The sequence below is a fragment of the Ramlibacter sp. JJN2-2R genome, from assembly GCF_057747835.1.
Genome location: NZ_CM173226.1, coordinates 551737 through 572095 on the forward strand (window position 1 = coordinate 551737; position 20359 = coordinate 572095).

Annotated in this window: 14 protein-coding genes; 11 read left to right on the forward strand and 3 right to left on the reverse strand. The window is 70.1% G+C overall.

Annotated features, from left to right (window positions below; translation table 11 throughout):
• Positions 1-32: 32 nt before the first annotated feature.
• Genes AC3ANR_RS02765 through AC3ANR_RS02775 form a run of 3 tightly spaced genes read left to right on the forward strand, consistent with a single transcriptional unit; the run spans position 33 to position 2937 of the window.
• Complete coding sequence (locus AC3ANR_RS02765) at positions 33-944, forward strand: ABC transporter permease (protein WP_488290350.1); 912 nt, start codon at positions 33-35, stop codon at positions 942-944.
• A gap of 8 nt (positions 945-952) precedes the next feature.
• Positions 953-1930 carry an ABC transporter ATP-binding protein gene (locus tag AC3ANR_RS02770; protein ID WP_488290351.1) on the forward strand — a complete coding sequence of 326 codons (978 nt, stop codon included), beginning with the start codon at positions 953-955 and terminating at the stop codon, positions 1928-1930.
• Positions 1927-2937 carry an ABC transporter ATP-binding protein gene (locus tag AC3ANR_RS02775; RefSeq protein WP_488290352.1) on the forward strand — a complete coding sequence of 337 codons (1011 nt, stop codon included), beginning with the start codon at positions 1927-1929 and terminating at the stop codon, positions 2935-2937. Before AC3ANR_RS02770 ends, AC3ANR_RS02775 begins: the two co-directional genes overlap by 4 nt.
• A 22-nt stretch (positions 2938-2959) precedes the next feature.
• On the opposite strand, the gene zwf is transcribed toward AC3ANR_RS02775, so the two are convergent.
• Entirely contained in the window at positions 2960-4414 is a 1455-nt protein-coding gene (zwf, locus tag AC3ANR_RS02780; protein WP_488290353.1) for a glucose-6-phosphate dehydrogenase, read from the reverse strand.
• 118 nt (positions 4415-4532) lie between these two features.
• Here zwf and tal point away from each other — a divergent pair, with 118 nt between their 5' ends.
• The 3 genes from tal (at position 4533) to AC3ANR_RS02795 (ending at position 7486) form a co-directional block, all read left to right on the forward strand.
• The gene (gene tal, locus AC3ANR_RS02785) at positions 4533-5480 is read left to right on the forward strand and encodes a transaldolase (RefSeq protein WP_488290354.1); all 948 of its coding nucleotides are present in this window, start codon (positions 4533-4535) and stop codon (positions 5478-5480) included.
• A gap of 2 nt (positions 5481-5482) precedes the next feature.
• Positions 5483-7033, forward strand: coding sequence for a glucose-6-phosphate isomerase (pgi, locus tag AC3ANR_RS02790; protein WP_488290355.1), 1551 nt, complete (start codon positions 5483-5485; stop codon positions 7031-7033).
• Between the two features lie 84 nt (positions 7034-7117).
• On the forward strand, positions 7118-7486 hold the full coding sequence (locus AC3ANR_RS02795) for a DUF805 domain-containing protein (protein WP_488290356.1): 369 nt from the start codon (positions 7118-7120) through the stop codon (positions 7484-7486).
• 94 nt (positions 7487-7580) lie between these two features.
• On the opposite strand, the gene groL is transcribed toward AC3ANR_RS02795, so the two are convergent.
• The gene (gene groL, locus AC3ANR_RS02800; protein ID WP_488290357.1) at positions 7581-9227 is read right to left on the reverse strand and encodes a chaperonin GroEL; all 1647 of its coding nucleotides are present in this window, start codon (positions 9225-9227) and stop codon (positions 7581-7583) included.
• Positions 9228-9266: 39 nt separating this feature from the next.
• The gene (groES, locus tag AC3ANR_RS02805; protein ID WP_488290358.1) at positions 9267-9557 is read right to left on the reverse strand and encodes a co-chaperone GroES; all 291 of its coding nucleotides are present in this window, start codon (positions 9555-9557) and stop codon (positions 9267-9269) included.
• 588 nt (positions 9558-10145) lie between these two features.
• Between groES and AC3ANR_RS02810 the strand changes: the two genes are divergently transcribed.
• From AC3ANR_RS02810 to AC3ANR_RS02830, 5 genes are all read left to right on the forward strand, one after another.
• Entirely contained in the window at positions 10146-11135 is a 990-nt protein-coding gene (locus tag AC3ANR_RS02810; RefSeq protein WP_488290359.1) for a DUF11 domain-containing protein, read from the forward strand.
• A gap of 19 nt (positions 11136-11154) precedes the next feature.
• Positions 11155-11661 carry a hypothetical protein gene (locus AC3ANR_RS02815; RefSeq protein WP_488290360.1) on the forward strand — a complete coding sequence of 169 codons (507 nt, stop codon included), beginning with the start codon at positions 11155-11157 and terminating at the stop codon, positions 11659-11661.
• Between the two features lie 187 nt (positions 11662-11848).
• Positions 11849-13099 carry a hypothetical protein gene (locus AC3ANR_RS02820; protein WP_488290361.1) on the forward strand — a complete coding sequence of 417 codons (1251 nt, stop codon included), beginning with the start codon at positions 11849-11851 and terminating at the stop codon, positions 13097-13099.
• A 109-nt stretch (positions 13100-13208) separates the two neighbouring features.
• Entirely contained in the window at positions 13209-18704 is a 5496-nt protein-coding gene (locus AC3ANR_RS02825; RefSeq protein ID WP_488290362.1) for a hypothetical protein, read from the forward strand.
• Between the two features lie 17 nt (positions 18705-18721).
• Complete coding sequence (locus tag AC3ANR_RS02830) at positions 18722-20356, forward strand: hypothetical protein (protein ID WP_488290363.1); 1635 nt, start codon at positions 18722-18724, stop codon at positions 20354-20356.
• Positions 20357-20359: the final 3 nt, after the last annotated feature.

Consider the following 20359-nt stretch of genomic DNA (forward strand, 5'->3'; position numbering starts at 1 on the left):
CCCCACGCGGGTGGCCCCCAGTTCCTTTCCTGATGAGACATACGCTCGCCCGCTGGTTCGACAGCGACATCGGCTACAGCTTCCGCACCTCGCCCGTGGCGATCGCCGCGGCCGCCGTCGCGCTCCTGTGCGTGTTCGGCGCCGTGTTCGCCAACTGGGTCGCCCCGCACAACCCGTTCGATCTCACCACGCTCGTGCTGTCCGACGCGCGCCTGCCCCCCGCCTGGTCGGAGGGCGGCAGCGCCAGGTACCTGCTCGGCACCGACGACCAGGGGCGAGACATCCTGTCGGCCCTGATGTTCGGCGCGCGCATCTCGCTTGTGGTGGGCATCGCGTCGGTGCTGCTGTCGATGGTGCTCGGCGTCGCGCTCGGCCTGCTGGCCGGCTTCCAGGGCGGCTGGATCGATGCCTTCCTGATGCGCCTGTGCGACGTGATGCTCAGTTTTCCCCCCATCCTGGTCGCGCTGCTCATCGCCGGCGTGGGCCGGGCGTTGTTTCCCAACGCGCACAACACGGTGGCCTTCGGCGTGCTGATCATCGCGATCACGCTCACCGGCTGGGTGCAGTACGCGCGCACGGTGCGGGGCTCGACGCTGGTCGAGCGCAACAAGGAGTACGTGCAGGCCGCGCGCGTCACGGGTGTCGCGCCGATGCGCATCATGGTGCGCCACGTGCTGCCGAACGTGACGGGCCCGGTGCTGGTGCTGGCGACCATCCACGTGGCCACGGCCATCATCACCGAGGCGACGCTGTCGTTCCTGGGCGTCGGCGTGCCGCCGACCCAGCCCTCGCTGGGCACGCTGATCCGGGTGGGCAACGACTACCTGTTCTCGGGTGAGTGGTGGATCACCGTCTTTCCCGGCGTGATGCTGGTCCTGATCGCCCTGTCGGTGAACCTGCTGGGCGACTGGCTGCGCGACGCGCTCAACCCGCGGCTGCGCTGAAGGTGACCATGGCCTTGCTCGAAGTCCGCAACCTCGTGGTCGAATTCCCCGGCCGGCGCGGCACGCTGCGCGCGCTGGACGACATCTCGTTTTCCATCGCGCCCGGTGAAGTGCTGGGCGTCGTCGGCGAGTCGGGTGCGGGCAAGAGCCTGACCGGCGCGTCCATCATCGGCCTGCTGGAGCCGCCGGGCCGCATCGCCTCCGGCCAGATCCTGCTGGAGGGCCAGCGCATCGACAACCTTCCGCACGAGCAGATGCGGCACGTGCGCGGCCGGCGCATCGGCGCGATCTTCCAGGACCCGCTCACGTCGCTGAACCCGCTGTACACCATCGGCCGGCAGCTCGTGGAGACCATCCGGACGCACCTGGCCGTCGATGCCGGCGAGGCGCGACGCCGGGCGATTAGCCTGCTGGAGGACACCGGCATCCCGGCCGCGGCCGAGCGCATCGACCACTACCCGCACCAGTTCTCCGGCGGCATGCGCCAGCGGGTGGTCATCGCCCTGGCGCTGGCCGCCGAGCCCAAGCTGATCGTGGCCGACGAGCCGACCACGGCGCTGGACGTGTCCATCCAGGCGCAGATCATCCAGCTGCTCAAGCGCATCTGCCGCGAACGCGGCGCCGCCGTCATGCTGATCACGCACGACATGGGGGTGATCGCCGAGACCTGCGACCGCGTCGCCGTCATGTATGCGGGCCGGGTGGCCGAGATCGGCCCCGTGCACGAGGTCATCAACCAGCCGGCGCATCCCTACACCATGGGGCTGATGGCCTCGATCCCCGACATGGAGAGCGACCGCGAGCGGCTGAACCAGATCGACGGCGCCATGCCGCGCCTGAACGCCATCCCGCCCGGGTGCGCCTACAACCCGCGCTGCCCGCGCGTGTTCGACCGCTGCCGCCGCGAGCGGCCCGACCTGCTCGACGCCGGCGCCACGCGCGCCGCTTGCTGGCTGCACGACGCCGCCGCGGGGAGGCTCGCATGAGCGCCACGCCCGGCAAGCCGCCACTGGTGCAGGCGCATGACCTGGCCAAGACGTTCGACGTCTCGCCGCCCTGGCTCAACCGCGTGATCGAGCGCAAGCCGCGCCAGCTGCTGCGCGCCGTCGACGGCGTGAGCTTCGAGATCGAGCAAGGGCAGACGCTGGCCCTGGTGGGCGAGTCGGGGTGCGGCAAGAGCACCGTCGCTCGCCTGCTGGTCGGGCTGTACGAGCCCACGCGCGGCGGCCTGACCTTCGACGGCATCGACGCGCACGCCGCCTTCCGCGGAGGCGAAGGGCGCAAGCTGCGCCGGCGCATCCAGATGATCTTCCAGGACCCGTACGCCAGCCTGAATCCGCGCTGGACGGTGGAGGACATCGTCGCCGAGCCGCTGCGCGAGCACGGCATCCTGGCCTCGACCGCCGAGTTGCGCGACCGGGTCGGTGAGCTGCTGCAGAACGTGGGCCTGTCGCCGCTGGACATGGTCAAGTACCCGCACCAGTTTTCCGGCGGCCAGCGCCAGCGCATCTCCATCGCCCGCGCGCTGGCCACCCAGCCGGAGTTCCTGGTCGCCGACGAGCCGACCAGCGCGCTGGACGTGAGCGTGCAGGCACAGGTGCTGAACATCATGAAGGACCTGCAGCGCCGCCAGGGCCTGACGTACCTGTTCATCTCGCACAACCTGGCAGTCGTGCGGCACGTGAGCGACCAGGTGGGGGTGATGTACCTGGGCCGCCTGGTGGAGCTGGCAGGCAAGCACCAGCTGTTCGGACAGCCGCGCCACCCCTACACGCGCATGCTGCTCGATGCGATCCCGAAGATGCACGACACGGGGCGCGCGCGCACGCCGGTGCAGGGCGAGGTGCCCAACCCGCTGAATCCGCCCGCGGGCTGCGCCTTCAACCCACGCTGTCCGCACGCGAACGAGCGGTGCCGCGTCGAGCGGCCCCAGCTGCTGTCCATCGGCGGCATCCGCGTCGCCTGCCACGCGGTGGAGGAGGGGCGGATCTGACCGCCCCCGGCGCCGCGGCCGCCTACTGCTCCTCGCTCCAGCAGAAGCCGTCGCGCGCGATCATCGCGCTCGCGGCACTGGGGCCCCAGCTGCCGGCGGCGTAGGGGCGCAGGCCGACGTCGTTGCCCTGCCAGGCGTGCAGGACCGGCTCGACCCATCGCCACGCGGCCTCCTGTTCGTCACTGCGCACGAACAGGTTGAGCCGGCCGTCGATCACGTCCAGCAACAGCCGTTCGTAGGCGCCCACGCGCTCGGAGCCGAAGCGCTTGTCGAAATCGAGGTTCAGGTGCACCGGGGTGAGCGACTGCACGTGGCGGCGGTTCTCCTGGCCCTGCGCCAGCAGGTGCAGCTCCAGCCCGTCGCGGGGCTGCAGGTTGATCACCAGCCGGTTGGCCGCGCCCAGCGGGGTGCGGAAGATCGCATGCGGCGCGGGACGGAAATTCACCACGATGTGCGCGTCGCGCGAGGCCAGCCGCTTGCCGGTGCGGATGTAGAACGGCACGCCGGCCCAGCGCCAGTTGGCGATCTCGGTGCGCAGGGCCACGAAGGTCTCGGTGCAGCTGTCGGCGGCCACCCCCGGCTCCTCACGGTAGCCGGGAACGTGCGAGCCGGCCACCGTGCCCGGGCCGTACTGGCCGCGCACGGCATGCTGGCCCAGCGTCTCCGACGTCCAGGGCTGCAGCGAGCGCAACACCTTGAGCTTCTCGTCGCGGATGGCGTCGGCGTCGGAGCTGATGGGCGGCTCCATCGCCAGCGCGCACACCAGCTGCAACGCGTGGTTCTGCACCATGTCGCGCAGCGCGCCCGTGCTGTCGTAGAAGGCGCCGCGCTTTTCCACGCCCAGGTCCTCGGCGATGGTGACCTGGATGTTGGCGATCGTCTCGCGGCGCCACAGCGGCTCGAACAGCGCGTTGCCGAACCGCAGCGCGAACAGGTTCTGCACCGACGGCTTGCCCAGGTAGTGGTCGATGCGGAACACCTGGTTCTCGGCAAAGACGCGCCGGACGGTCTCGTTGATCTCGCGGTTGGACGCCAGGTCGTGGCCGAGGGGCTTTTCCAGCACGATGCGCGTCTGCGGCGTGTTCATGCCGGCCGCGGCGAGCTGCTCGCACACGGTCGTGAACAGGCTGGGCGCGGTGGCCAGGTACATGACCACCACGTCGGCGTTGCGCTCGGCCAGCCGGGTCTTCAGCCGCGCGTAGTCGTCGGGCCTGGACAGGTCCAGGCGCTGGAAATGCAGCAGCCGCGCGAAGCGGTCGAACTCGTCCGGTGTCGGGCGCTTGGACAGCTCGACGTGCGTGAAGCGCTGCTGGATCAGTTCACGGTAGCGGTCGTCGGACAGGTCGTCGCGGGCGATGCCCAGGATGCGGCTGTCCGCCGGCAGGGTGCCGTGGCGGAACGCCTGGAACAAGGCCGGCATCAGCTTGCGCCAGGCGAGGTCGCCGGTGCCGCCGAAGAGGACGAGATCGAAACTCATGGGATGGTCGGAAGGCAAACAGCCGTCTACTGTAATGGGCCGCGCGGGCGGCAGCCGGCCCATCCGGATGGGCCGGGCAGATGCCGATGAGCAAATCGCGCGCCGATAATCGTCGGCCATGAACCAACTCGAGGCGCTCAAGCAGTACACGACGGTGGTGGCGGACACCGGCGACTTCCGGCAGCTGGCGCAGTTCCAGCCGCGCGACGCGACGACCAACCCGTCGCTCATCCTGAAGGCGGTGCAAAAGCCCGACTACGCGCCGCTGCTGAAGGACACGATGAGCCGCTTTCGCGGCAAGCCGCTGGACGAGACCATGGACCGGCTGCTGGTGCGCTTCGGCCGCGAGATCCTGTCGCTCATCCCGGGCCGCGTCTCGACCGAGGTCGACGCGCGCCTGAGCTTCGACACCAGCGCGACGATCGCGCGGGCCGAGCGGATCATCGAGCTGTACCAGGCCGAAGGCGTGCCGATCGACCGCGTGCTGGTCAAGGTCGCCTCGACCTGGGAAGGGATCCAGGCGGCCGAGCATCTGGAGCGGCGCGGCATCCACACCAACCTCACCCTGCTGTTCTCGTTCTGCCAGGCGGTGGCCTGCGGGCAGGCGAAGGTGCAGCTGATCTCGCCCTTCGTGGGCCGCATCTACGACTGGTACAAGAAGACGGCCGGGAGCGGCTGGAACGAGGCAGCGAACGCCGGCGCCGACGACCCCGGGGTGCGATCCGTGCGCCAGATCTACCTGCACTACAAGCACTTCGGCATCCGCACCGAGGTGATGGGCGCCAGCTTTCGCAACACCCGCCAGATCCTCGCGCTGGCCGGCTGCGACCTGCTCACCATCAGCCCCGAACTGCTGGCCCAATTGGCGGCCAGCGACGCGCCGGTGCAGCGGGCGCTGGATCCGGCGCACGCGCGCCAGCTGCAGCTCGAGCCCGTCAACTACGACGAGGCGGCCTTCCGCTACGCGCTGAACGAGGACGCGATGGCCACGGAGAAGCTCGCCGAGGGGATCCGCGCCTTTGCCGCCGATGCGGTCAAGCTCGAGCAACTGATGAAGGAGGCCTGAGCATGCCGGGCAGTCAACACCGCCGCTGCGACGAGGCGCCGGCCTGGTCCGCATTGCAGCGGCATTTCGAGGCGCAGGGCGCCGCCTTCGATGCGCGCACGGCGCTGCGTGACGATCCCGCGCGCGTGCAGCGCTTCAGCCAGGAAGCCGCGGGCGTCTTCGCGGACCTGTCGAAGAACCGGATCGGCCCCGACACCGAAGACCTGCTGCTGCAGCTGGCGCGCGAGTGCGGCGTCGAGGCGCAGCGCGACGCGATGTTCGCCGGCGAGGCGATCAACAACACCGAGCGCCGGGCGGTCATGCACTTCCTGCTGCGCGCGCCCCGGGGCGCGCGGGGCCCGGCCGCCGAACTGGCGAAGGTGCACGAGACGCTCGATGCGATGCTGGCCTTCGCCGAGCAGGTGCGGTCGGATGCGCAGATCACCGACGTGGTGAACATCGGCATCGGCGGCTCGGACCTCGGCCCGCAGATGGCCGTCCTGGCCCTGGACGCGTTCGTCGCGCCGGGTCGGCGGTTCCACTTCGTCTCCAACATCGACGGCCACGAGCTCGCGGGCGTGCTGCGCGGCCTGCGGCCGCAGAACACGCTGTTCCTGGTCGCCTCCAAGACCTTCACCACGCTGGAGACGATGACCAATGCGCGCTCGGCGCGCGAGTGGTTCCTTGCCCAGGGCGGCACCGACGTGGCGCGGCACTTCGCCGCGCTCACGACCAACGTGCAGGCCGCGGCCGAATTCGGCATTGAGCGCACGTTCGGCTTCTGGGACTGGGTGGGCGGGCGCTACTCGATGTGGTCGGCCATCGGCCTGCCCATCGCCATCGCAATCGGGGCCGACGGCTTCCGGCAGCTGCTGGCCGGCGCGCATGCGATGGACAAACATTTCCGCACCACGCCGCCCGAGTCGAACCTGCCGCTGCGGCTGGCGCTGCTCGACATCTGGTACCGCGATTTCCACGGCTTCGCCAGCCGCAGCGTCGCGCCGTACCACAGCGCCTTGCGCCGCCTGCCCGCCTACCTGCAGCAGCTGGAGATGGAGAGCAACGGCAAACGCGTGGACCGCAATGGGCGCGAGGTGGCGTACGGCACCTCGCCCGTGGTGTGGGGCGAACCCGGCACCAACGGCCAGCACGCGTACTTCCAGATGCTGCACCAGGGCACGGACGTCGTGCCCGTCGAGTTCATCGCCGTCAAGCGCCCCGAGCACTCGCTCGCCGGGCACCACCCGCAACTGCTGGCCAACGTGCTGGCCCAGGCCCAGGCGCTCATGCAGGGCCAGCAGGACCCAGGTGGGCACAAGCACTTTCCGGGCAACCGCCCGAGCACGATGCTGGTGCTGGAGCGGCTGGACCCGCGCAGCCTGGGCGCGCTGATCGCGCTGTACGAGCACCGCGTGTTCTGCGCCGGCGCGATCTGGGGCATCAACAGCTTCGACCAGTGGGGCGTCGAGCTGGGCAAGGTGCTGGCCAAGGAGCTGGCGCCGCGGCTGGCGTCGGGCGACACCCAGGGGCTCGATCCGTCGACGGCGGCCCTGGTGCGGCGCCTGGCCGGCTGATCGGCGACGGGCGCCGGCCCTTTCGCCCAGCTCGTCCTTGGACCTATCATCCGCCTCGGGCCCTCCGGCCCGAGAGGAGATCCAATGGAAGAGTTCCAGCAAGCCGTCAAGACCTGCTTCAACAAGTACGCCGACTTCACCGGGCGCGCCGCCCGCCCGGAGTTCTGGTGGTTCTTTGCGCTGCAGGTGGGCGTCTACCTCGTGGGCAGCATGATCCACGGCCTCGTCTACCTCGTCGCCATGCTCGCCCTGCTGCTGCCGGCCATCGCCGTCGGCGTGCGCCGCCTGCACGACACGGGCAAGAGCGGCTGGTTCATGCTGCTGGGACTGATCCCGGTGGTGGGCCTGATCCTGCTGTATTTCATGGCGCAGCCCGGCCAGCCCCAGGACAACGCGTACGGCGCCGTGCCCAGCGGCGCCGGCCAGCCGGCGCTCGCGCCCGGCCAGCAGTAACAGCGGGCAGGCACGCCAAGAAAAAAGGCCGGGAGATCCCGGCCTTTTTTCTTGTCGACGGGCGAGGGTGCGGCTGCACCCTCCCGGCGCGGACTTACATGTCCATGCCGCCCATGCCGCCCATGCCACCCATGCCGCCACCGGGCATCGCGGGCGCTTCTTCCTTCGGCGCCTCGGCGACCATCGCTTCGGTGGTCAGCATCAGCGACGCGACGGACGCGGCGTTCTGCAGCGCGGTGCGGGTCACCTTGGTCGGGTCGAGAATGCCCATCTCGATCATGTCGCCGTAGGTGTCGTTGGCGGCGTTGAAGCCGTAGTTGCCCTTGCCGGCCAGCACGGCGTTCACCACGACGGAGGCTTCGCCACCGGCGTTGTAGACGATCTCGCGCAGCGGGGCTTCGATCGCCTTGAGCACCAGCTTGATGCCGGCGTCCTGGTCGGCGTTGTCGCCCTTGATGGTGCCGGCAGCCTGCTTGGCGCGCAGCAGCGCGACGCCACCGCCGGCCACGATGCCTTCTTCCACGGCAGCGCGGGTGGCGTGCAGCGCGTCTTCCACGCGGGCCTTCTTTTCCTTCATCTCGACTTCGGTCGCAGCGCCGACCTTGATCACGGCAACACCGCCGGCCAGCTTGGCCACGCGTTCCTGCAGCTTCTCGCGGTCGTAGTCGCTGGTGGCTTCCTCGATCTGGACGCGGATCTGCTTGACCCGTGCCTCGATGTCGCCAGCGGCGCCGGCGCCGTCGATGATGGTGGTGTTTTCCTTGCCCACTTCAATGCGCTTGGCCTGGCCCAGGTCGGCCAGGGTCACCTTCTCGAGCGTCAGGCCCACTTCCTCGGCGATCACCTTGCCGCCGGTCAGGATGGCGATGTCTTCCAGCATCGCCTTGCGACGGTCACCGAAGCCGGGCGCCTTGACGGCCACGACCTTCAGGATGCCGCGGATGGTGTTGACCACCAGGGTCGCCAGGGCCTCGCCCTCGACTTCCTCGGCCACGATCAGCAGCGGACGGCCGGCCTTGGCCACCTGCTCCAGCGTGGGCAGCAGGTCGCGGATGTTGCTGATCTTCTTGTCGAACAGCAGCACGAACGGGTTCTCGAGGAGAGCCGACTGCTTCTCGGGGTTGTTGATGAAGTAGGGCGACAGGTAGCCGCGGTCGAACTGCATGCCTTCGACGACGTCCAGCTCGTTGTTCAGGCTCTTGCCGTCCTCGACGGTGATCACGCCTTCCTTGCCGACCTTGTCCATCGCGTCGGCGATGATCTTGCCGATCGACTCGTCGCTGTTGGCCGAGATCGAGCCGACCTGGGCGATCTCCTTGGAGGTCGTGGTGGGCTTGGAGGCCTTCTTCAGCTGCTCGGTCAGGGCCAGGACGGCCTTGTCGATGCCGCGCTTGAGGTCCATCGGGTTCATGCCGGCGGCCACGTACTTCATGCCTTCGCGCACGATGGCCTGGGCCAGCACGGTGGCGGTGGTGGTGCCGTCACCGGCGTTGTCGCTGGTCTTGGAAGCGACTTCCTTGACCATCTGGGCGCCCATGTTCTGGAGCTTGTCCTTGAGCTCGATCTCCTTGGCCACGGACACGCCGTCCTTGGTCACGGTGGGGGCGCCGAAGGAGCGCTCGAGCACCACGTTGCGGCCCTTCGGGCCCAGGGTCACCTTGACCGCGTTGGCCAGGATGTTCACGCCTTCGACCATGCGGGCGCGGGCGTCGCCGCCGAACACTACGTCTTTTGCTGCCATTTCAATGACTCCGATTCGATTGATGAGGGGATGAAGGGATCAGCGCTCGACGACCGCGAACAGGTCGTCTTCCTTCATGACCAGCAGTTCGTCGCCATCGACCTTGACGGTCTGGCCGCTGTACTTGCCGAACAGGACGCGATCGCCCACCTTGACGTTCAGGGCCATCAGTTCGCCCTTGTCGCTCTTGCGGCCCGGGCCGACGGCCAGGACCTCGCCCTGGTCGGGCTTCTCGGCGGCGTTGTCGGGGATCACGATGCCCGAGGCCGTCTTGGTTTCGTTCTCGAGGCGCTTGACGATCACGCGATCGTGCAGGGGGCGAAGTTTCATTGCATCTCCTTGTCGTGAAACTCGATGGACATCAAAAAGCGCCAAACGAGTCGGCGCTTCGGAAAACCGATGGAGGCGGAGCCGTCAGCTCGGCTGCTAGCACTCATCTCCAGGGAGTGCTAATGATAGGGCATCGCTTGTCGGTTTCAAGCCCCCTGGAGCGTCGGACGCGCCGCACAGCCGGGCGCGGGCGGATCGCCCAACGGTCAGCCCATCAGGACGAATGGCATACCAAAGTCAGCTTCCACTGGAGTCCGAACGTTACGATATGTATCTTTCAACAGATAAACGTAACAAGACTCGGTAGAAACCCAGGGGGGAACGTAACGGCTGCGCAACACTTTCGTGCGCCAGGCCACGCGACCCGCTGAGTTGCCGGCAGCAAACGCGCTCGACGGTTGAGCCGCTGGCCCTAGGGTGGATTACTCGCCGTAACGCGACCGTAGTAATTATCTCCCGCCACCGGCGTGGAGGGCGCAGCTGATCCGAGTCCGTACGTGCAGTACCGCCCCGCGACGCGGGCTGGAAACGACGGGGCTTGGCGGGGTGAGGCAGCAGAAGTGGGCGGTTCGGAAGGCGGCGGCGCGGATGGTGCGCTGGCTGCCGGCATTGCCGCTGCTGGCCCTCTTGCTGCTGGCGCCGCCGGCACGCGCGGCAGGCACGGCCGCCGGCACGGTCATCCCGAACACGGCCGTCATCTCCTATGTCTACGCGGGCCGTCCCGCGACCCAGTACGCCAGTGCCAACCCGGTCGTCGTGGCCAAGGTGCTCTCGGTGCGCACGACCTGGCAGGACAGCACGGCGACGCCGGTCAACTCGCCGGACGCACTGCGCCCATTGGCCTTCGTGGTCACCAACACGGGCAACGGGACCGACACGTTCGTGCTCTCGCGCGACAACGCCCTCGCCGGCGACCAGTTCAACCCCACCGACCCGCCTGCCGGCGCCATCTGGATCGAAAGCGGCGCGCAGCCCGGCTTCCAGGCCAGCGGCCCGAATGCCGACATCCCCTATGTCGCCGGCGCGAACGACCTCGTGCTCGGGGTCGACGCCAGCCGCACCGTCTACCTGGCCAGCACGATTCCCGCCGGATTCGTGACCGGGGCGACCGCCAACGTCGCATTGCTCGCCCGGTCGGCCAGCGTGGCGCCGGGCACGGCGGCCGGCACCCCGATCGGCGCCCAGAACGGCGTTGCCATCGTCGCCGGCGCGGGCGGAGGGCGTTCGTCCGCGACCGGCACCTACCTGGTGACCGTCGTGGCCGTCGGCATCACCAAGTCGGTCGCCGCCGTCGTCGATCCGGCCGGCGGCACGCGCGTGATGCCGGGCGCCGTGCTCACGTACCGCCTGCTGGTGACGGCCGCCGGAAGCGGCACCGCCACCGGCATCACCGTCACCGACCCGCTGCCCGCCCAGCTCACCTACGTGCCGGGAAGCATCACCGTCGACGGCGTGGCCCGCACCGACGCGGCCGACGCCGACGACAGCAGTTTTTCCGCCAACACGGTCCAGACCGTCTTTCCCGCCCTCACCGCGCCGCAAAGCCGCGCGATCGAGTTCAAAGCCACCGTCAACTGATCCCCACCAAGGAGTTCCCATGCGAACCGTCATTTCCTCCCTGCTCCTCGCGCTCGCCGTCACCGGCGGCGCCGCAACAGCCCACGCCCAGCAACAGCCGGCCAAGCCGGGCAGCGTGGAGCTGCGCAACGTCGCCGAAATCGAGATCACGACCCGGACCGCGGACGGCAAGGTCGACAAGAAGCGCGTGCCCGCCGACAAGGCCGAGCCGGGCGCCGAGGTGATCTACACGTCCACCTTCAAGAACATCGGCAACAAGCCCGCCGGCAGCATCGTCATCGTCAATCCGGTGCCGGCGAACACCACGCTGGTGGGCGGGAGCGCGTTCGGCGACAACGCCGACATCACGTTCTCGGCGGACGGCGGCAAGACCTGGGCACCGGCCGACAAGCTCAAGGTGCGCGGCGCCGACGGCAAGGACCGCCCCGCCGGACTCACCGAATTCACCCACCTGCGCTGGAGCTACCGGGGCGAACTGCCGGTCGGCCAGCAGTCGAGCGTGGGCTTTCGCGTGAAGGTCAATTGAGCAGCGCGTCGTGAGCGCACGCACTTCCCACCGAGCCAGCCACGGCCCCGCCGCGGAGGGCCCTTGGCGCCGGGGCGGCTGCGGACCGCCGCACGGCAGCCGAACGTCCGCCACCGCGCCGGCGTTCGCCAGTCCGATCTCCGAGTCCCCTCGACAAACCAACCATGGATCCCACAGGAAACTTGACATGACCATCGCCTTTCGCAACTCGCTGGCCAGGGCAGGCGCCATCGCGGCCCTGTTCCTGGCCGGCCTCGCGGCCACGGCCCACGCCGCGCCGACGATGACCACCGCCGGCACCAGCATCACCAACACGGCCACCCTTGACTACAAGGTCGGTGGCACCCAGCAGGCCCAGATCTGCTCGTCCCCGAGCGGCAACAACACGGGCACGTGCGGCAACACGACGTTCGTGGTCGACAACAAGGTCAACCTGACGGTGACCGCCAAGGAAACCGCGCCGGTGGGCGCGGTGCCGGGCGCCACGTCGACGCTGACCTTCGTGGTGAGCAACACGGGCAACAACACGCAGGACTTCGTGCTGACGGCCAACTTCGGCTCCAGCGTTCCCAGCGTGACCATGAGCAGCACCGGCTACAGCCGGACCTTCGACCCGACCGGCTGCACGATCTATGACTCGACGGGCACCACGGTGATCACGCGCATCTCCAACCTCGGCAACGAGGCCAACACCGAAGTGAAGGTCACTTGCGTGATGCCGACCGTGAACAACGTCTCCAGCGCCACGCCGACGCCGGCGCTCGTCAACACGGACTACGCCATCGTGTCGCTCAAGGCGGTGGCCTACGGCGCGAACGGCGTGGGCGGCGCGGTGACCAACTCCGGCACCAACACCGCCGGCATGGACAACGTGCTGGCGGATGTCGCCGGCTCCGACGATTCCGCCAACCAGGGCGACCACAGCGCCCGCCATGCCTTCAAGATCCAGACCGCGCTGCTGACCGTCAAGAAGCTGGCCGCCACCCTCTGCGACCCGGTCAACGGGTCGACGAACGCGATGAACATCCCCGGCGCGTACGTCCGCTACACGGTGACCATCGCCAACAACACCGGCACCGGTGCCACCTCCGCGGTCCTGACCAACTTCCTGGACACGCTGGACACCACCAAGGTCAGCTTCGACAGCGACTTCATCGTCGGCACCGGCGCGGCGTCGGCCTGCGCCGCCAGCGGCGCCAGCGGCTCGACCTCCACCGCGATGAGCTCGGGCAAGTCGCTGCAGGTCAAGCTGACCGGCGGCACCCGCTCGATCTCCGGCAGCAGCACGTACCTGACCTCCGCGCAGGTGCTCACGGGTGCCAACCTGTCGGTGCCGTGGAGCACGGTGCTGCCTGCCGAAGGCGCGGGCACCTATGCAGTGGGCGAGCTCAAGCCCGGCGAGACGCTGGACATCGTCTTCAACGTGATCATCAAGTGATCGCCGGATGACGTCACTCCGGTCGACGTCGCCCGACGCCCGGGCCGCGGCTAGCCGCGGTCGCGGGTCGTCCGCGGGCCTGCTGGACCTCGCTCCAGCAGGCCTGGGCATGCGCGCTTCCCGCGTGCATGCCCAGGCCTGGCTGTTCCTCGCCCTGGCCCTGTTCCTCCTGGCCTTGTCGACGGCGGTGCGCGCCGCGACCGCCCCGAACACCACCATCACCAACACCGCCCACGCCGCCTACAGCGTCGGCGGCACCCCGCTCGCGTCGACGGGCACCGTGGCCGTGACCACCGCGACCACCACGCCGGCGGGCATCCAGTTCCTGTCGTACGTGCCGAACGTGACGGCCGGCAGCTTCGCCGGCGCCAGCGCGCAGCCGCTGTCCACGACCTGGTGCCAGGCCGCAGGCGGCGCCTACGCGGCGCTGGCGAACCCGGCGATCCCCGGCAGCGGCGCGCTGTCGCTGCCGGGCAGCTACGGGATGGGGCCGGCGGCCGCCTACGCCGGCAGCGACGTGGCGTTCGTGCAGGTCACCGACTATTCGGCCAACGCCGATCCGCTCGTGCGCGACACCATCTCCGTCGTGGTCACGGCATCGGGCGGCGACTCCGAGACGCTGCGCCTGCAGGAGACCGGCGCATCCACCGGCGTCTTCCTGGGCTACATCCCGCTTGCGCCGGGTGCCGTGCAGGCCGGCAGCTGCACGCTGCAGGCCAGGCCGAACGAGAAGCTCACGGCCACCTACGTGCAGGCCGGCAGCAATGCGGTCGCCACCAGCGTGGCGCTGGTGGATCCCCTCGGGCTGGTGTTCGATTCGAGCACCGGGCAACCGGTGAACGGCGCCCTGGTCACCCTCATCGACATGGCGACGGGCCAGCCGGCCCAGGTGCGTGGCGAGGACGGCGTGAGCACCTTTCCCTCCACGGTGGCCACGGGCGCGACCGTGACCGACAGCGGCGGCACCGCCTATGTCCTCGGGCCGGGCCGCTACCAGTTTCCGCGCGTGATGGCGCCGGGCACCTACCGCCTGCGCGTGCAGCCGCCGCAGGGTTATCGGTTCCCGTCGCTCGCCGCCGACGCGACGCTGCAGCAGCTGCCGGGCGCGCCCTTCGTGCTCGGGCCGATCTCCCGCGGTGCGTCCTTCACCGTGCTGCCCGGCCCGCCGGTGGAGGCCGATGTTCCGCTCGATCCCGCGCCCCTGGGCACGGTGGACCTGGCCAAGACCGCGGGCAAGGCGTTGGCGTCGCCGGGCGATTTCGTGCCGTACACGGTGACCCTGTCGACCAGCAGTGAGCTGCCGCTTCCCGACGTGCGCCTGCAGGACCGGCTGCCGCCGGGCTTTCGCTACCGCGCCGGAACGGCCCGGCTGAACGGCGTCACGGTGCCCGACCCGCAGGTCGGCGCGGACGGCCGCACGCTGCTGTTTTCGGTCGGCACGCTGCCCGCCAGGTCCGGCGCCGTCCTGACCTACGTGGCCGCCGTCGGACCGAACGCGGTCCCGGGCGCCGCCGAGAACAGCGTCCAGGCGGTCGGCCGCGTCCGCTCCAACACCGCGCGCGCGGTGATCACGGTGCGCGAGGAGCTCAATCGGACCCGCGCGTTCCTGGTCGGCCAGGTGACGGTGGCCGCGTCCTGCGAGGCAGACATCCAGGAGCCCGCCGCGCGCCGGCCGGTCAAGGGCGCGCGCGTGCTGCTGCAGGACGGCACCTATGTCCTGACCGACGAGGACGGCAACTGGCACGTCGACAACCTGCGGCCGGGCACGCACGTCGTGCAGCTGGACACCACGACGCTGCCGCAGGGCTGGCAGCTGCGCCAGTGCGAGCAGAGCAGCCGCACCGGCGGGCGCGACTTCTCGCAGTTCGTCGACGTCCGGGGCGGCACGCTGTGGCGCGCCGACTTCCGCCTGGTGCCGGTCCCCAGCTGCCTGCGCGAGCAGGTGCGCCGCGCCGGACGTGACCTGGAGGTGACGATCGCCGCGCCCGTGGCGAACGAATCGGTGAGCGCGACGCTGCTGCTCCCCGCGGGCGCGCAGGTCGAGCCCGGTTCGGTCCTGCTCGACGGCCAGCCGGCAGGCAGTGTGCAGGTCGAGGACAGCTTCGTGCTGCTGCGCCTGCCCGCACGGCCGGCCCGTTGGCAGCATCGCCTGGCGCTGCGGCTGCGGCAGGAGCCCTCCGCCGACCTGAAGCTGGCCCTGCGCGTGCAGCTGCCCGGCGGGCAGTTCGCGTCGATCCCGCCGCTGTCGCTGCCGCCCGGCGACAGCGAGGCGAGCGATTGCGCGCCCCTGCCCGCCGGCGAGCTGGCGCCGGTCGGTCCCCGCTCCGGCGCCAAGCCAGCTGCGGCGGCGCTGGCCCCTGTGGCGACGGGGGCCAGCGGCACGCAGTTGATCGAGCAACTGCCCTACGACGACAAGTGGCTCGCCGCGGCCAAGCCCGGCTTCGAGTGGCTGCACCCCCAGACCGGGTTCGTCCCGGCGCTGCCGGTCATCAAGGTGGCCGTCAAGCACGCTGGGGACCAGACCGTCGAACTGCGCGTGAACGGCGCGCCCGTCGATCCGCTTCGCTTCGAAGGCACGCTGCTGGGTCCCTCGGGCGCCATCGCGCTGTCCAACTGGCGCTCCGTGGAGCTCAAGGACGGCGCCAACGCGCTGGAGCTGGTCGTGCGCGACGCGCAGGGTCAGGTGGTCGCGCGCGAGAGCCGCGCCATCCACTACGGCGTCAGCCCCGCCGTGGCCGAGCTCGACCCGGCGCGCTCGCGGCTGGTGGCCGACGGCCGCACCCCGCCCGTGCTGGCCGTGCGCCTGCTGGACGCGCAGGGCCAGCCGGTGCGCCGCGGGGCCGCCGGCGAATTCACGGTCGACGCGCCGCATGCGTCGCTGCAGCAGGCGGAGGCGCTCCAGCGCGAGCCGCTGGCCGGCAACGTCGGTGGCCGCGCGCGCTACGAGATCGGCGAGGACGGCGTCGCGCTGATCCGCCTGCAGCCGACGAACCACTCCGGCGAGGCGGTGCTGCGCTTCGACTTCGGCGGCAACCGGACCGCCGAAGTCCGCGCGTGGTTGCAGGCGGACCAGCGCGACTGGGTCTTGGTCGGCTTCGCCGAGGGAACGGTCGGCCACAAGGCGTTGTCGGGCAACATGGAGGCGCTGCGCGACGCCCGGGTGGCCGACCAGCTGTTCGAGCAGAACCGGCTCGCCTTCTTCGCCAAGGGCCAGGTCAAGGGCGAGTACCTGCTGACGGCCGCCTACGACAGCGCCAAGGAGCGCGGCGCCGGCATCCATCCGGCGCTCGGCCAGTCGATCGACCCGAACCGCTTCTACACGCTGTACGGCGACGCCACGCAGCAGCAGTACGACGCCGCCAGCGTCCGCAAGCTGTACCTGAAGATCGAGAAGAAGCAGTTCTATGCCCTGTTCGGCGACTTCGACACCGGCCTGACCGTCACCGAGCTGGGCCGCTACAGCCGCACCGTCAACGGACTGAAGTCCGAATTCAAGGGCCAGACCTTCAGCTACAACGCGTTCGCCACCCGCACCGCGCAGGCCTTCCTGAAGGACGAGATCCAGGGCGACGGCACCTCGGGCCTGTACCGGCTGCGGGCCCGCAACATCCTGGTCAACACCGACAAGGCCCGCATCGAGGTGCGCGACCGCTTCCAGCCCGACCGCGTGCTCTCCTCGCGCAGCCTGGCGCCCTGGCTGGACTACCAGATCGACTACGCGCTCGGCACGCTGTTCCTGCGCGCGCCGCTGGCCTCGCGCGACGAGAACTTCAACCCGCAGTTCCTGGTCGTCGAGTACGAGTCGGAAGGCGCCGGCGAGGCCTGGACCTACGGTGGCCGCGCCGCCGCGCAGCTGAGCCCCAAGGCGCTGGTGGGCGTCACCCGCATCCACGAGGGCGACGTGGGCCGCCAGGCCACCCTGACCGCGGCGGACGCGGCCGTCCGGATTGGCGAGTCCACCCGGCTGAAGCTCGAGGTGGCGACCAGCAGCCGCGCGTCGGCGGCCGGTCCGCAAGGCGGCAACGCCTACGTGGCGGAGGTCAGGCACGACGACGGCGCGCTGGCGCTGCGTGCCTATGCACGCGAGCAGCAGCCCGGCTTCGGCCTCGGCCAGCAGTCCGTGGCCGCGCAGGGCCAGCGCAGCGTGGGCGCCGATGCCCGGCTGAAGGTGGCCGACACGCTGCAACTCCAGGGGGAGGCCTATCGCCAGCAGGACCTGCTCAACGGCGGCAGCCGCGACGTGGTCGAGGCCAAGGCGCAGTGGGTCGCCGCCGAGAACCTGAAGCTGTCCGCCGGCGCGCGCGCGGTGTCCGAGTCCGATGGCAAGGGCGCCGGCGCGGCCGCGCGCCAGGTCACCGCGGGCGCCGCCTACGAGATGCTGGACCACCAGCTGGTGCTGCGCGCCAGCACCGATCTGGACGTGGGCAGCCACGGCGCCACCGCCAATTTCCCGAACCGCCTGGTGCTGGGCGGCGACTACCGCCTCACGCCCCAGACCACCCTGACCGCGCAACACGAGCTGGCCCGCGGCGAGGGCGTGCGGGCGGACATCACCCGCATCGGGTTGCGCACGCAACCTTGGACGGGGGCGGAGGTGCAGGGCGGCCTGGGCAGCCAGTCCACGCCCGACGGCGGTCGCCTGTTCGCCAGCATGGGGCTGATCCAGCGCCTGCGCATCAACGAGCAATGGTCGGCCGATGCCGGCATCGAGCAGACGCGCACCCTGCGCGGGGCCACCAACCCCCTGGGCATGAACCAGCCGCTCGCCTCGGGGACCGTGTCGCCCGCCAGTTCGTCCGCCTCGTCGCCGTCGGGCAGCGCTCCGGCCAGCGGGTATGGACTGGTGGCGGGCGACTTCACCGCCGTCACGGCCGGCCTGGCCTACCGCGATGCCGGCTGGAGCGGCACGATCCGGGCCGAGTGGCGCGGCGGCGCCCTCGACAGCAAGGTCAACCTGCTGCTCGGCGCGCAGCGCCGGCTGGCCGAGGGCGAGGCGGTGGCCGCCGGCGTGCAGGTGAACGAAGTGCGCGGCGGCGGCAACGACAGCGACAAGGTCGCGGCCCGGCTCTCCTATGCCTGGCGGCCGAATGCCGGCAAGTGGATCTGGCTGGACCGGCTGGAGTACGTGCAGGAGTCGTCCGGCACCGGCACCTCGCTGGCCTCGCGCCTGTTCACGCGCAAGTTGATCAACAACTTCAACGCCAACTGGAAGCCCGATGCGCGCACCCAGGTCGCCCTGCAGTACGGCGCGAAGTACGTGCGCGAGATGCTGCAGGACGACAGCGTGCGCGGCTACACCGACCTGGCCGGCGTGGAAGTGCGCCATGACGTCACGCCGCGCTGGGACGTCGGCCTGCACGCCGGCGCGCTGCGCTCGCTGGCGCTGCGAAGCCGCTCGTACCATCTCGGCCTGTCGGTGGGCTACCGCCTGGCCACGAACACCTGGGTCAGCCTCGGCTACAACGCGCTGGGGTTCTGGGATCCCGATTTCGCCGGCGCCGAGTACCGGGGCAAGGGCCTGTTCCTGAACGTCCGCGTCAAGTTCGACCAGGACACCTTCGACCTCAATGACAAGGCCAGGGGCCAGCTGCCGCTCAAGCCCTGAGGAGGGGCAAGACGAGAATGAACACGAGTGCGAGGTTGCGTTTCTGGTGGGGCTGGCTGCTGCTGGTGCTGGCGCTGCTGGCCGGTCCGCGCGCGGCGCAGGCGCAGTACGCGCTGGACATGTGCCCGGGCGACCGCAATGGCGGCGGGCTGAACTGCAGCGCCAACGACGTGCAGATCACCAAGATCGTCATCACGCCTGGCTCGAACCCGCCGGCGGGCTGCGTCGGCGGCACCTCGCTCACGCTCAGCCTGGACGTCACGATGCAGTTCGGCAGCTCCAGCCGCTATGACATCGGCGTGTTCCTGGCCCAGGACGGCAAGAACCCGCAGCTGCAGTCCACCCGCACCTCGGCCACCGGCACCGGCTCGGCCACCTGCAGCGTGAGCACGCTGCCGCTGGGCACCATGCCCAACGGGATTCCGAGCCCGTTCCTGAACCTGGAATCGGGCGGCTCCGCGGACGCCTGCGGCGACGGCAGCAAGGCCACCGTGCCGACCGCCGCCTACGCGAACTCGTTCTCGCCCGCCTACAGCACCGGCACGGGCACCGGCACCTACACGATCCCGAACGTCACCGTGATGTGCGCGTCCGTCAATGCCGGCGGCCTGCTGAACATCCCCTTCGTGGTGAGCTGGGACAACCAGCAGGGCAACACCTGCCAGGGCCCGCAGAGCGTGGTGCCCAACACCGGCGCCAAGTGCAGCTACTCCAGCGGCGCGCAGGGCGAGGTGGCCATCGTGACCATGCCCTCGATCACCAAGACCGACGGCGTGTCCAGCGTGAGCGCGGGCGACACCACGACCTACACCATCACCATCGCCAACAGCACCGGCGTGGCGATCCCCTCCCCGACGTTCCGCGATCCGGCCGTCAGCAACATCAGCGTCTCCGGCGTCAGCTGCGTGGCGTCGGGCGGGGCAACGTGCCCCGCGGGGCTGACGGTGGCCGGCATGCAGGCCGGGGTGGCGCTGGGCAACATGCCCAACGGCAGCAGCCTGGTGTTCTCGGTCAACGCCACCATCACCTCGAGCGGGCTGGGCACCACGGCCTCGCCCTGGGTGCCCACGCCCAACAGCCAGATCACCAACACCGCGAGCGTGACCGCGGGGGGCGTCACGCTGTCGGCCAGCGATGCCAACACCGTCGTCTACCCCTACCTGGTCAACAGCAAGACCGTGACCATCGTCAGCGACCCGATCCGCGGCGTCGGTGCCAGCGGCGCGCAGGCGCTCTACATCCCGGGCGCGGTCGCCCAGTACGCCATCCAGCTGAGCAACACCGGGCTCGGGCGCGTGGACAACAACACCGTCGTCGTGACGGACCCGATCCCGGCCAACACGTCCCTGTACCACCAGCTGGCCGCCGGCGCCACCAACTGCGCCGCCGTCGGCGTGCCCGTCACCTTCACCGATGGCGGCGTGTCCAGCACGCTCACGTTCGCCGCCACCGACCTGCAGTATTCGAGCGACAACGGGGTGACCTGGACGGCCGCGCCGGTCTGGACCTTCTCGTCCGCCGTCAGCACGCTCAACGGAACGAACCCGCCGGGGTGCTACGCGGCGGGCATCACCAACATCCGCGCCAACCCGAAGGGCCGCATGGCCGCGGGCAGCTCGTTCACGCTCGGCTTCAAGGTGCTGGTGCGCTGACGG